This is a genomic window from Pseudomonas sp. SWI7, assembly GCF_006351945.1.
GTDB lineage: Bacteria > Pseudomonadota > Gammaproteobacteria > Pseudomonadales > Pseudomonadaceae > Aquipseudomonas > Aquipseudomonas fulva.
The window spans coordinates 4,635,894-4,648,763 of the sequence record NZ_CP040930.1 but is presented as its reverse complement, the minus strand read 5'-3'; the positions used below and the strand labels follow the sequence as shown (position 1 = coordinate 4,648,763).

Here is a 12,870-nt window from a genome sequence, read left to right as displayed (position 1 = left end):
GCTTGTGGAGCCAACCATGCCTAACCTACGCCTTGCCGACCTCACCGCCGAAATCGAAGCCAACGTGCGCCGCGCGTTGCTGGAGGACATCGGTAGCGGCGACATCACCGCCCAGCTCATCCCGGCCGAGCGGCTGGCCAAGGCAACGATCATTACTCGCGAAGGGTGTGTGGTAGCCGGTACGGCTTGGGTCGATGCGGTGTTTCGTCAACTCGACCCACGCGTAGCCGTGCACTGGCAGGTGGTCGACGGCGATCGCGCCCAGCCCAACCAGCCGCTGTTTCATCTGGAAGGTCCGGCGCGGGCGCTGCTCAGCGGCGAGCGCAGTGCGCTCAATTTCCTGCAGATGCTGTCCGGGGTTGCCACGCGTGCGCGCACATTGGCGGATCTGGTCGAAGGCACGCAGGTACGGTTGCTGGACACCCGCAAGACTTTGCCTGGCTTGCGCCTGGCGCAAAAATACGCAGTGACCTGTGGCGGCTGCTACAACCACCGCATAGGCCTGTATGACGCTTTCCTGATCAAGGAAAACCATATTGCAGCCTGTGGTGGCGTCGCTGAAGCGGTACACGCCGCCCACCGCATCGCCCCCGGCAAGCCGGTGGAAATCGAGGTGGAAAGCCTGGAGGAATTGCATCAGGCGCTGAGCGCTGGCGCCGACATCATCATGCTCGATGAGCTGACGCTCGATGAGATGAAGCAAGCCGTCGGCATCACAGCCGGCAAGGCGAAGCTGGAGGCCAGCGGCGGCGTCAGCGAAACGACCCTGCGGGCCATTGCCGAAACCGGTGTGGATTACATCTCGATAGGTTCGATGACCAAGGATGTGCGAGCGGTCGACCTGTCGATGCGCCTTAGCTTGTAACACGGGGCCGCCAGGCGGCCCCGATCGAAGGATCAGAACGAGGCGTTGGCCAGGCCGTCCAGGTAGCGCTCGACGTCCAGCGCAGCCATGCAGCCCGCACCGGCCGAGGTGATGGCCTGACGGTAGACATGGTCGGCCACGTCACCTGCGGCGAATACGCCCGCGACGTTGGTGGCAGTGGCGTTGCCTTCACGGCCGCCGCTGACCACCAGGTAGCCGTCCTTGAGGGTCAGCTGGCCTTCGAACAGCGAGGTATTCGGTGTGTGGCCGATGGCGATGAACACGCCGTCTACCTTGATCTCGTCGCTGCTGCCATCGTTGTTCTTCAAGCGCGCGCCGGTCACGCCCATGTTGTCGCCCAGGACTTCATCCAGGGTAGCGTTCAGCTTGAGCTCGATCTTGCCTTCGGCAACGCGGGCATGCAGCTTGTCGATCAGGATCTTCTCGGCGCGGAAGGTATCGCGGCGGTGCACCAGGGTTACCTTGCTGGCGATGTTGGCCAGGTACAGCGCCTCTTCAACGGCCGTGTTGCCGCCGCCAACCACCGCGACCGGCTTATTGCGGTAGAAGAAGCCATCGCAGGTGGCGCAGGCCGATACACCCTTGCCCATGAACGCTTCTTCCGACGGCAGGCCCAGGTAACGAGCGCTGGCACCAGTGGCCACGATCAGGGCGTCACAGGTGTAGGTGCCGCTGTCGCCGGTCAACGTGAACGGCTTGTTGGCCAGGTCTACGGCGTTGATGTGGTCGAAGACGATTTCAGTTTCGAAACGCTCGGCGTGTTCCTGCATGCGTTGCATCAGTGCAGGGCCGGTCAGGCCGTGCGGGTCGCCCGGCCAGTTGTCGACTTCGGTGGTGGTGGTCAACTGGCCACCGGCCTGCATGCCAGTGATCAGCAGCGGCTTGAGGTTGGCACGGGCCGCGTAGACCGCTGCGCTGTAACCGGCAGGGCCGGAGCCCAGAATGATAACGCGCGAATGACGTGCTTCGGACATGTCGAACTCCTGTCGAGCGGGCTGTAAGGGCCAGCTGTGCAAATGAAGTAGGGCCTGCACCACGGGCAGGCCTGTGACGCTGAAATATGAGCGCACTGTAGCGAGGTGGCAAAGAGTAAGGAAATATCCTTAGACAATCCACCTCATAGCCATCGTCTATGTGCGTCTTTGCGTTGGCAGGGTCGAACCTTGGCTTTTGTTACCGCCGGTTTCACCCAGATGGCGCAGCTTCCGCATCACCCCGAAACTCGGTAATGTCTGCCGACTACCTTTTCTGCGGAGTGATACATGCAAGCCCCCGTTCTTTCCGGGCCGCAGTACCTGCGCGAAGGCCTGAAGCTGATCCTGAGCCCTGGCCTGCGCTTGTTCGTGCTGCTGCCGCTGACCATCAACCTGCTGCTGTTCGGTGGTCTCATCTATTTTGCCGGCCACCAGTTCAGCCAGTGGCTGGACGCGCTGGTGCCAACGCTGCCAAGCTGGCTGAGCTTCCTGACCTACATCCTCTGGCCCTTGTTCGTGGTGCTGCTGGTGTTGATGGTGTTCTTCACCTTCACCCTGGTGGCCAACATCATCGCGGCGCCGTTCAATGGCTTCTTGGCTGAAAAGGTGGAAGTTGTGGTGCGCGGCGACGATCATTTCCCGGCCTTCAGCTGGGCAGAGCTGCTGGCGATGATCCCCCGCACACTGGGCCGCGAAATGCGCAAGCTCGGCTACTTCCTGCCACGCGCCACCGCCTTGTTCATCCTGTCGTTGATCCCGGTGGTCAACGTGGTCGCCGCGCCGCTTTGGCTGGTTTTCGGCGTATGGATGATGGCCATCCAGTACATCGACTACCCGGCCGACAACAACAAGATGAGCTGGCAAGACATGCTCGCCTGGCTGCGGGAGAAGCGCTGGCAGTCCCTGGGCTTTGGCGGGGTGACCTACCTGGCGTTGCTGATCCCGGGGGTGAACGTGGTGATGATGCCGGCGGCGGTAGCGGGGGCGACGTTGTTCTGGGTGCGCGAGAACGGCAATACACGTGTCGTGAACACCCCTGCGCATCGGGCCTGAGCCTGCCCCAGGCGTAACCCTACCCCATCTACAGGAGCAGACCATGAACCGCTTCAGCCCCGCCAAACTCAAGCTGTCGAAATGGACCGCAACGCAGCCGGTAAACCGTGAAAAGCACTTCCTGGTCACCGACCTGGAGCATGACGAAGCGGGCGTGCTGCTGCGCGTGGAACTGCAGGCGGTGCACAGTGGGCGCAGCGAGTGGCTGGATTGGCGGGTGCTGCGCGACGCCCAGGTGTGGGCGATGGGTTGGCGATGAGCGCGTGAACCGGCCGCGTGCCTTTCAGGCAGCGGCTGACCCCGTACTTGTCCAAGCAGACGGCTGCGTGTCGCTTGGTTCAGGGTCACCACTGGCCTGCAAAACTGCCCAGCATCACTGCCCCAGGCGGCTGGAGAACTGCCCCACCACATCCACCACCCGCCTGGCCCCTTCCTGGATTTCCTCGATCACGCTTCCGGTCTGGTCCGCCAGCGCGCGGCCTTCTTCGGCCTGACGCTTGCTGGTGTCGATGATCGACACCGCAGCCTGGGCCAACTGCTCGTTTTGCTGCACCACACGGGCTATTTCCTCGGTAGCTGTACTGGTGCGCGAGGCCAGCTGACGCACCTCATCGGCCACCACCGCAAAGCCCCGCCCCTGCTCGCCAGCGCGGGCGGCTTCGATGGCGGCGTTGAGCGCCAGCAGGTTGGTCTGCCCGGCGATATCGCTGATGGTCTTGATGATCGAACCAATGACCCGCGACTGGGTGTCCAGCGCCTGGATGCCTTCGGCAGCCTGAAGCATCGAGGCTTCCAGCCCGCGCATGACGCTGACGCTCTGCCCGACCACCTCGGTGGCCCGGCGGGCGCTGGTGTCCGTTTCCCGCGAGGTGTTGTAGGCAACGTCCGCCGCCTGGGCCACTGCTTGCTCCTGGTTCACCTGATCGGTGATGACCGTGGCGAACTTGACCACTTTGTAGAGCTCATCGTGGGCGTTGAAGATCGGGTTGTAGGACGCTTCCAGCCAGATTACCCGGCCGTGAGCATCGATCCGCCGAAAGCGCTCGGCAATGTATTCACCGCGACGAAGCTTGTCCCAGAATGCCTGGTAGCCCGGTGCATTGACCTCGGCAGGTTCGCAGAACATACGGTGGTGCTTGCCACGGATTTGATCCAGCCGGTACCCCACTGCCGACAGGAAGCGTTCGTTGGCGGTCAGGATCATGCCATCGAGGTCGAACTCGATGACCGCCGTCGAGCGCATCAACGCCTTGATCAGGCTCTCGTGCTCGCGGGAGGTGACGATGGTGCGGGTCAGGTCGCTCGAATGCAGGGTGAAATACTTGATGCGCCCGTCGCTACCCTTCACAGGTTGCAGGATCGTACGCAGCCAGGCTTCCTGGCCGTCCCCGCGCAGCAGGCGAAACGCGCCATTGAAATGCTCGCCCCGGCTGATGGCATTTTTCATGCGCTGGTGAAAATCCAGCGACTTGACGTGGGCAGGCACGATGTCTTCGATGTTGCGCCCAAGCAATTGGTCGGTCCTATACAGCATCTCGGTTTCGAAATTGCCATTGACCAGTTCGATCCGACCGGCCGGATCGAGTTGCAGCACCAGCATTTCGCTGTCAAGGCTGCTCTTGATCTGGTCGATGATCATCAGTTCTTCACGCAACTGCCGGATTTCTTGCTTGAGCTTGTTGTTGAACATCACCGCTCTCCTGGAGCGTGGGGGCGAATGCAACTGCATCGGCGGGGAACTGCGCCTCTTGAGTGCAGCCGCGATGAATATTCGTGCGCGTCATCGGCCGTCGTGAGCCATGTATCATGCAGGCGTCACCTCGCCGTCATACCCCGGCAATGCAGCAAGTGGATAGTCAGTTCATGAACACACCTGCTCTGCACATCTGCCTGGTCAGCGACACCTTCGCCCCGCACATCAACGGCGTGGCCTGCATTCTTTTGAACCTGAGCGAAGGGCTGCGCCTGCGTGGCCATCAGGTCAGCGTCGTCCGCCCTCACCAGCCAGGGGAGCAGGCTTCGGGCCACAACCCTGTTGTGCGACTGTGGCGCGATTGGCCACTGCCTGGCTACCCGGGGTTGCAACGCGGCGGGGTCTCCCTGCATACGCTAACAAGGCACTGGCGCCGGCAACGGCCCGATGTCATCTACATCGCCACTGAAGGCCCCGTGGGGCTGAGCGCATTGCGCACCGCTCGGCGGTTAGGGATCGCCGTTGTCAGCGGATTGCATACCCACGTTGCGCACCCTTCAGGGCAATACGGCATGGGCGTGGTAGCACGCCTGCTAAGCCTTTACCTGCGCTGGTTTCATCACCGGGCCGTCTTGACCCTCGTGCCCAGCTTGAACCAACAGCGTTGGCTCGAGCGCCGCGGCTTCGAGCGGCTGGTGCACATGGAGCGCGGCGTAGATGCGGAGCTGTTCAACCCGGCTCGTCGCAGCCAGGCGCTGCGCGAACGCTGGGGGCTGAGCCACGATGATATCGCCGTCCTGCATGTGGGACGGTTGGCACCGGAGAAAAACCTGGGGCTTTTGCAAAGCTGTTTCGAAGCTCTGCAGCGGGCTCTGCCACAGCGAAGATTACGCCTGATCCTGGTGGGGGACGGGCCACTGCGGGGGAAGCTGCTGCAGCAGGTCCCCGAGGCTGTCTTATGCGGGGTCCAGCGAGGCGAACAACTGGCCGAGCACTATGCCAGCAGTGACCTGTTTCTATTTCCGAGCCTGACCGAGACGTTTGGCAATGTGGTGCTCGAAGCCATGGCGTCAGGGTTGGCGGTGGTCGCTTATGACCAGGCAACGGCCGCGCAGCACATCGGCCATGGCCACAATGGTGCGCTGGCCATGCCAGGCGACGCGGCAGCATTCATCGATGCTGCTTGCTGGCTGCTGCAAGACAGCGAGACCCTGCGGCGGGTGAGGCTCAACGCGCGGCAGCATGCCAGCCATCAGGGGTGGTCGAAAATCGTCGATCAGTTCGAAGCGCACCTGCTCAGCGCCTCACTGAGCACTCATGGGCGCCCAGCTCCCTCGATGCAGCCACTGCCGCCGCTGTGAAGCCACCGCCGCGGCCAAGGCGAGCACCCGGTGCGTGATTAGCCAAGGGCCTTCTCGATGGCCTGGACCACCGCAGGATCATCCGGCGCCGTGCGTGGGGAGAAGCGCGCCAATACCCGCCCGTCCTTGCCCACCAGGAATTTCTCGAAATTCCAGGTGATGTCCCCCGGAAACTCCGCGCCCTCGCCCGCCAGAAGGCGATACATCGAGTGACGCTGGGGCCCATTCACATCGAGCTTGGCGCTCAGCGGAAAGCTCACGCCATAGTTCACGCGGCAGAACGCCTGGATCTGCGCTTCGCTGCCCGGCTCCTGCCCTGCGAACTGATTGCAGGGCAGGCCAAGGACCGTGAAACCTTTGTCCTTGTACGTTTGGTAGAGCTGCTCAAGCGCCGCGTACTGAGGTGTCAGGCCGCACTTGGAGGCCACGTTGACCACCAGCACTATCTGCCCCTTGTACGGTTTCAAGGACAGATCGCCACCGTCAAGCGCGTTCAACTTCAGGTCGTGAAATGCACTCATGCTGTAATCCCCTTTTCAGGTCGCCGACGGCACCTGGGCAAATTGCGCCCACTAAAAAGGCGTTCGTTCAAGCCGTCGCCTTCCTTGGGAAGGCAGGGCGGCTTGCCCGAACGCCTGGCGACTTTCTGAGCTTAGCGCAGAAAGATCAGTGGTGATGGCCACCTTCACCGTGGATGTGACGGTGAGCAATTTCTTCTTCGCTGGCGTCACGCACGTTAACGACCTTGACCTGGAAGTTCAGGCGCTGGCCGGCCAGTGGGTGGTTGCCATCGACGGTCACGTCGTCGCCGTCCACGTCACGGATGGTCACGATCTGCATCTGGCCATCGGGGGCCGATGCGTGGAACTGCATGCCCACTTCCAGCTCGTCGACGCCTTCGAACAGGCTGCGGTTCAGGGTGCTGACCAGCTCGGCCAGGTATTCGCCGTAGGCGTCTTCAGGCTCGATGGAAACGGTCAGCTCGTCGCCGGCCTGCTTGCCTTCCAGGGCCTTTTCCAGGCCTGGGATGATGTTGCCGGCACCTTGCAGGTAAACCAGCGGCGCGCCACCGGCGGAGCTGTCGATGGTCTCCCCGGCGTCGTTAGTCAGGGTATAGTCGATGGAGACAGCCTTGTTGGCGGCGATCAGCATGGGGCAAGACCTTTTGCAAAAGAATGTAGAACGCACAAGTGTAACCAAGCCATCGCCCGATTGCGAACCTCGCCTGGATCCGCCCATGTCCATCAGTCGGATCATCGGTTTTTCCCAGGATGCCGAAGGCCACTGGTTCGTCCAGTTGAGCTGTGGCCACACCCAGCACCTGCGCCACGTGCCGCCCTGGCAACTGCGCCCTTGGGTGCTCGACCCCGAACAGCGTGCGCAGCGCATCGGCCAGGCGTTCCCGTGCGGTTGGTGCGCACAGGGTCCCGATAGCGCTACCCTTGATCGCTGATCCCTTGCACCGCTTATTTCGAGAAGCACGCATGCAGACTTTTTTCATCGCACCAACCGACTTTGGCGTCGGCCTTACGTCCATCAGCCTGGGCCTTGTGCGCACGCTGGAGCGCGCCGGCCTGAAAGTGGGCTTCTTCAAGCCTGTTGCCCAGCCCCACCCAGGCGACACCGGCCCGGAGCGCTCCACCGAGCTGATCGCACGTACCCATGGCATCATGCCGCCGACGCCCTTGAGCCTTGCCCAGGTCGAACGGATGCTGGGCGATGGCCAGCTGGACGAACTGCTCGAGTCGATCGTTCGCTTGTACCAGCAGGCGTGTGTGGGCAACGACGTGGTCGTGGTCGAGGGCATGGTCCCTACCCGTCACGCCAGCTACGCAGCACGCGTAAACCTGCACCTTGCCAAGAGCCTGGATGCCGAAGTGATCCTGGTATCTGCCGCCGAACAGGAAGTGCTCAGTGAACTGTCCGGCAGGGTCGAGCTACAGGCCCAGCTGTTCGGAGGTCCGCGCGACCCCAAGGTGCTGGGCGTGATTCTGAACAAGGTGCGCACCGACCAGAGCATGGAGCAATTCTCGACGCGCCTGCGTGAGCACTCGCCGCTGCTGCGCGGCGATGACTTCCGCTTGATCGGCTGCATTCCCTATCAACCAGAGCTCAACGCCCCGCGCACGCGCGATGTGGCAGAGCTGCTCGGGGCCCAGGTCCTCAATGCCGGTGACTACGAACAGCGGCGCATGACCAAGATCATCATCTGCGCCCGCACGGTGGCCAACACCGTGCCGCTGCTGACATCCGGGACCTTGGTGGTGACGCCCGGCGATCGCGACGACATCATCCTTGCCGTGAGCCTGGCAGCCATCAACGGCGTGCCGTTGGCAGGCCTGCTGCTGACCAGCGACAGCAAGCCCGATGCGCGTATTCTGGGGCTGTGCCGCGGAGCGCTGCAGGCCGGGTTGCCGATCCTGTCGGTCAGCACAGGGTCCTACGACACCGCAAACCAGCTCAATGCCCTGAACCGGGAAATCCCGGTCGATGACCGCGAGCGTGCCGAGTTCATCACCGACTTCGTGGCCAGCCACCTCGACGGCGCCTGGTTGAGCCAGCGCTGCGGCGCGCCGCGCGAAATGCGCCTGTCGCCAGCCGTGTTCCGCTATCAACTGATCCAGCGCGCGCAGCAGGCCAACAAACGTATCGTCCTGCCCGAAGGTGCCGAGCCGCTGCTGGTGCAGGCAGCGGCCATCTGCCAGGCACGCGGCATTGCCCGCTGCGTGCTGCTCGCCAAGCCTGAAGCGGTCGATGCCGTGGCCCGCGCACAGGGCATCACCCTGCCCGAAGGGTTGGAAGTTTTGGACCCGGACCTGATCCGCCAGCGCTATGTCGAGCCCATGGTGGCGCTGCGCAAAAGCAAGAATCTCAACGCACCGATGGCCGAGCAACAGCTCGAAGACCCGGTGGTCATCGGCACCATGATGCTAGCCCTGGATGAAGTCGATGGCCTGGTCTCGGGCCTGGTGCACTCGACGGCCAACACCATCCGCCCTGCATTGCAGTTGATCAAGACCGCACCGGGCGCCAGCCTGGTCTCTTCGGTCTTCTTCATGTTGTTCCCGGACCAAGTGCTGGTCTACGGCGACTGCGTGATGAACCCCCACCCCAATGCCGCCGAACTCGCCGAGATCGCGCGCCAGAGCGCTGCATCGGCGCTCACCTTCGGTATCACGCCACGGGTAGCGATGATCAGCTATTCGAGCGATTCGGCAAGCGACGAGGAAGTGGAAAAGGTGCGCGAGGCCACACGCATGGCCAGCGATGGCGGCGAGCAACTGATGATCGACGGGCCGCTGCAATACGATGCGGCCGTGAACCCTGCCGTTGCACGCGACCTGGCGCCGGGCAGTCAGGTGGCCGGCCGCGCCACGGTGTTCGTGTTTCCGGACCTGAACACCGGCAATACCACGCACAAGGCGGTGCAGCGCAGCACCGACGGCGTGAGCCTGGGGCCCATGCTGCAGGGGCTGCGCAAGCCAGTGAACGATCTACCGCGCGGGGCGCAGGTCGATGACATCGTGCACACCATTGCGCTGACCGCCATCCAGGCGAGCGAAGTGCGCTAAATGCGGGGGGCCATCAAGCGCCCCCCCAACTCGGTCAGGGATACTGCTGAACCTGGCCTTGCTGCTGGTCGTATTGCTGGCCAGGAATCGGCTTGAGGTTCACTTCCACGCGGCGGTTCTGCGCGCGGCCATTGGTATCGGCGTTGCTGGCGATGGGTTGATCCGGGCCCATGCCACGCACGGTGACCCGCGAGGCGTCCACACCCTGGGAGGTCAGGTAGCTGCTGACTGCCTGGGCACGGCGCTGGGACAGGTCCATGTTGTGCTGGCGGCTACCGGTGCTGTCGGTGAAGCCCACCACTTCGATGTTGTTCTGGTTGAACTGCTTGAACGAGCCGGCCAGGTTGTTCAGCGGCGCGTAGAAGCTCGGCGAGATGTCGGCCGAGTCAGTGGCGAAGGTGATATTGCCGGGCATGATCAGTTTGATCTGATCGCCCTGGCGCTGAACCTCGACACCGGTGTTGGCCATTTTCGCGCGCAGTTCGGCTTCCTGCTTGTCGGCGTAGTAGCCGTAGCCGGCCGCCGCGGCGCCAATGGCCGCAGCGCCGATCAGTGCGCCCTTGCCACGGTGGTTGTGATCGATCGCGGCGCCGGCCACGGCACCGGCCAGGGCACCCAGGCCACCGTACTTGGCGGTCTTGCTCATGCCGCCGCCATCTTGCCCCTGGTTCTCATAGGGGTTCTGCCCCGCACAGCCGGTCATCAGGGCAGCAGTGGTTGCGACGATAATCAGGCGACGCATGGTGAACATGGGCAAGCTCCTCGTATTGATCATGTATGCCGTAGGTCTGGAACGGCTCTATGTCAGGCTTGGAGTGTCTTGCCGGGTGAAAATTCCGCACCCGCCTGCGCATTTCTGCACCGCCCTGCTCACCCCTCAGGGCAAGTACAACCGGAACAGGCCGCCTCCAAGCGCACCCCCGTTGGAGATGTCGATGCGGCCCTGTACGCCGCCGCTTTCATGCAAGGCCGCAATACGCGCAGCGAAATACAAGCCAAGGCCCGTGCTACCACTGGTGGAGTCGATGCCCTGGATGTATTCCTGTTGCCGTTCGATCATGCGCGCCGGGTAGCCGGGCCCGTCATCGTTGATGCAGATGACCAGTTGGTTGTCTGCCTCTTCGATGGTAATCAGCAGGGCCTTTTCGGCGAACCGCGTGGCATTGGTGATGACGTTGGTCACCACCGAGGCCACCAGTTCACGGTCGAAGAAGCCCAGGGGATTATCGGTATCGATGCGCCAGTTCGCCTCGATGGCATTGTGTTGCAGCACTTCTTCATGGGCCGCCAACTGCGCTTCGATGAAGTCGTCGAGTTCGTGGTAGTCCGGGCACACCGGCAGTTGATTAACGCCGAGCTTGTACAAGCCCAGCAACTGCACCAGCATGCCATTAAGGTGCCGGAACTCATGTTCCATCACCCCCTGTTCCGCGCCACCGCGCAGCTCTTCAGGCAAGCGCTGGACCCACTGGCTGTGGGACTGGATCAGTGCCGAGAGCGAATTCTTCAGGTCGTGCACGGTGGAGGCGATCACCGTGGAAAAATCCAGCCCCTGATTATCAAGATTCATGCGCCGAACACCCGGGTATGCAGTTTGCGGTAGCGGTCATAGCGATTATCGCTGGCGGGGATACCGGCCACGCTCGTCAAGGCGTCGCGGCACTCCTGCATGATCGCAGGCTGAGGATTCTCTCCGCCAATGCGCAGCAGCGCCTGGGCGGTATTGAGGGCGATACTGATGTTCCTGGGCTGCAGGCCCAACGCTTTACGGAACAGCTGCAACGCCTCGCCGAGCTGACCTCCCTGGTAACTGCGCACGCCCTGACGATTGAGCGTGACGGCTTCGGTAATGGCGTTCAGCACGCTGGGGTCATCCGTCAGCTGGCCTACTCGTTCCATGACCTTGGGGTCGTCGCCATAACTCTCCACACAGCTTCTGAGCACGCCGATGGCCGCGGCATCCTGCCCCGATGCCTGTAATTGCCGAGCAACGGTCAGGGCCGCATCGACCGAGAAGAACTGGTTCATCTTTTCCAGGCGCTGGACGGCCTGGTCGGTCAGCTTGGCAGCGGTCTCCGGGTCACCGGCCTGCTGCAGGCTGGCGGCTTTCATCATGCGGGCACGCACTTGAAGGCCCTGGTCTTCCGGGTTTTCCTTGGCCACTTCGCTGAGCGTGGTGTTGATCTCGACCCGGGTGCGCGCGTCCAGGCCAAAGCCTGCATTGCGGCTCATCAACGCCTGCACCAGGCCCAGGTTATTCTCGGCGTCCTTGTAGCGTGAGCTCTGCCCTTGATTCACGGCATGCCGGAACGCCTTGGACGCGCTGTCGAAGTCTTCGTTGGCCAACGCCAGCTTGCCCAGCTTCGATTGGCGCCGAACCGATAACGGCGAGAGGCGCACGGCCTCTTCCAACAGCCCTTGGGCGCGCTTGGTTTCGCCTTGCGCCTCCAGCACATCGGCCATGCCATCGTAGAGACTGGGCATGATCGGGAAGGCCTTGAGCGCCTGCTCGTAGACGGCCTGGGCCTGGGCAAGCTGCCCGCGCTTGTGCATCAAGCTGCCCAATGCCGCGTACACCCAGGGCTGCGGGCGGCTGGCGAGAATGGCCTTGAGAAACTTCTCGAGTTCTTCGAAGCGGTTGAGGTTGCGCAGCGCATCGGCCCGGTAGCGCAGGCACAGCGGCGCCAGGCGCGGGTCGCGCTTGCACAGCTCGGCGCAGGCTGCCAGCACTTCACCAGGGCGATTGCGGTCCAGCGCCTGGAGGATCGGCTTTAGCAGTGCCTTGCGTTGGTAGAGTTTTTCCACCCGCTGGGCAAGGCCTACCCGGTTGAAGGGCTTGGTCAGGTAGGCGTCGGGCTCGTGCTCGATGGCGCTGAGCACAATGGCCTGGCTGCTTTCGGCGGTGACCATGATGAACACGCATTCGTGGCTGATGTGCTTGTCGATGATCAGGTCTTCGAGCACCTGCTGGCCGTTTTTCTTGCCATCGCCCAAGTGAAAGTCTTGCAGGATGCAGTCATAACGCTTCTGGGCGCACATGCGCAGCGCCTGCTCGCCACTGTCGGCGGTGTCCACGTCGCGAACGCCCAGCTCGCGCAGCATGGAGCGGGTCGACGTGCGAAAGTCGGTGAAGTCGTCAACGATCAGAAAACTCTTTTGCCCGAACTGCAGCATCAACACGACCTGCCCTGGAAGAAATGGAAAGATGGCACGAGGCGAACCACCGAACGCTGTATCGGCAGGCGGTCGGAAAAGATAAGCGAGGTGTACGCGCCACGTGCAAGGTGGCATCAGGCCAGCATTTTAGCTACCCGCCGCATGCCCTGCCACT

General features: G+C 62.7%; 12 protein-coding genes and 2 pseudogenes. 6 read left to right on the top strand and 8 right to left on the bottom strand.

What is annotated here, in order from left to right:
• Nucleotides 1–16: 16 nt before the first annotated feature.
• On the top strand, nucleotides 17–865 hold the full coding sequence (gene nadC, locus FH041_RS21340; RefSeq protein ID WP_028688118.1) for a carboxylating nicotinate-nucleotide diphosphorylase: 849 nt from the start codon (nucleotides 17–19) through the stop codon (nucleotides 863–865).
• 32 nt (nucleotides 866–897) lie between these two features.
• On the opposite strand, the gene trxB is transcribed toward nadC, so the two are convergent.
• Nucleotides 898–1,860 carry a thioredoxin-disulfide reductase gene (trxB, locus tag FH041_RS21335; RefSeq protein ID WP_027916588.1) on the bottom strand — a complete coding sequence of 321 codons (963 nt, stop codon included), beginning with the start codon at nucleotides 1,858–1,860 and terminating at the stop codon, nucleotides 898–900.
• Nucleotides 1,861–2,148: 288 nt separating this feature from the next.
• Here trxB and cysZ point away from each other — a divergent pair, with 288 nt between their 5' ends.
• Together cysZ and FH041_RS21325 are read left to right on the top strand one after the other, a co-directional pair.
• Nucleotides 2,149–2,913 carry a sulfate transporter CysZ gene (cysZ, locus tag FH041_RS21330; protein WP_104926518.1) on the top strand — a complete coding sequence of 255 codons (765 nt, stop codon included), beginning with the start codon at nucleotides 2,149–2,151 and terminating at the stop codon, nucleotides 2,911–2,913.
• Between the two features lie 43 nt (nucleotides 2,914–2,956).
• On the top strand, nucleotides 2,957–3,172 hold the full coding sequence (locus FH041_RS21325; protein ID WP_023534670.1) for a TIGR02450 family Trp-rich protein: 216 nt from the start codon (nucleotides 2,957–2,959) through the stop codon (nucleotides 3,170–3,172).
• Nucleotides 3,173–3,286: 114 nt separating this feature from the next.
• Here the strand turns inward: FH041_RS21325 and FH041_RS23345 are convergent.
• Nucleotides 3,287–3,721 (bottom strand): annotated as a pseudogene (locus FH041_RS23345) (methyl-accepting chemotaxis protein); the annotation flags it as partial.
• A gap of 153 nt (nucleotides 3,722–3,874) precedes the next feature.
• Nucleotides 3,875–4,513 (bottom strand): annotated as a pseudogene (locus FH041_RS23340) (PAS domain-containing protein); the annotation flags it as partial.
• A gap of 263 nt (nucleotides 4,514–4,776) precedes the next feature.
• On the opposite strand from FH041_RS23340, the gene FH041_RS21315 reads away from it, so the two are divergent.
• Nucleotides 4,777–5,967 carry a glycosyltransferase family 1 protein gene (locus FH041_RS21315; protein WP_049695556.1) on the top strand — a complete coding sequence of 397 codons (1,191 nt, stop codon included), beginning with the start codon at nucleotides 4,777–4,779 and terminating at the stop codon, nucleotides 5,965–5,967.
• Nucleotides 5,968–6,005: 38 nt separating this feature from the next.
• Here the strand turns inward: FH041_RS21315 and FH041_RS21310 are convergent, their stop codons facing one another.
• Nucleotides 6,006–6,488 (bottom strand): glutathione peroxidase, encoded by a 483-nt coding sequence (locus tag FH041_RS21310; RefSeq protein WP_140175043.1) that lies wholly within the window; start codon nucleotides 6,486–6,488, stop codon nucleotides 6,006–6,008.
• 145 nt (nucleotides 6,489–6,633) lie between these two features.
• Nucleotides 6,634–7,119, bottom strand: a complete 486-nt coding sequence (locus FH041_RS21305) for a peptidylprolyl isomerase (RefSeq protein WP_027916593.1) — start codon at nucleotides 7,117–7,119, stop codon at nucleotides 6,634–6,636.
• Here FH041_RS21305 and FH041_RS21300 point away from each other — a divergent pair.
• The gene (locus FH041_RS21300; RefSeq protein WP_027916594.1) at nucleotides 7,118–7,420 is read left to right on the top strand and encodes a DUF3565 domain-containing protein; all 303 of its coding nucleotides are present in this window, start codon (nucleotides 7,118–7,120) and stop codon (nucleotides 7,418–7,420) included. The genes FH041_RS21305 and FH041_RS21300 overlap by 2 nt on opposite strands.
• Before the next feature lie 31 nt (nucleotides 7,421–7,451).
• Complete coding sequence (pta, locus tag FH041_RS21295; RefSeq protein ID WP_125922004.1) at nucleotides 7,452–9,539, top strand: phosphate acetyltransferase; 2,088 nt, start codon at nucleotides 7,452–7,454, stop codon at nucleotides 9,537–9,539.
• A 34-nt stretch (nucleotides 9,540–9,573) separates the two neighbouring features.
• On the opposite strand, the gene FH041_RS21290 is transcribed toward pta, so the two are convergent.
• From FH041_RS21290 to FH041_RS21280, 3 genes are all read right to left on the bottom strand, one after another.
• Nucleotides 9,574–10,290: an OmpA family protein gene (locus tag FH041_RS21290; protein WP_140175041.1), complete on the bottom strand. Its 717-nt coding sequence runs from the start codon at nucleotides 10,288–10,290 to the stop codon at nucleotides 9,574–9,576.
• A gap of 126 nt (nucleotides 10,291–10,416) precedes the next feature.
• Entirely contained in the window at nucleotides 10,417–11,109 is a 693-nt protein-coding gene (locus FH041_RS21285; RefSeq protein WP_027916597.1) for a sensor histidine kinase KdpD, read from the bottom strand.
• Entirely contained in the window at nucleotides 11,106–12,713 is a 1,608-nt protein-coding gene (locus FH041_RS21280) for a tetratricopeptide repeat-containing response regulator (RefSeq protein ID WP_027916598.1), read from the bottom strand. Before FH041_RS21280 ends, FH041_RS21285 begins: the two co-directional genes overlap by 4 nt.
• Nucleotides 12,714–12,870: the final 157 nt, after the last annotated feature.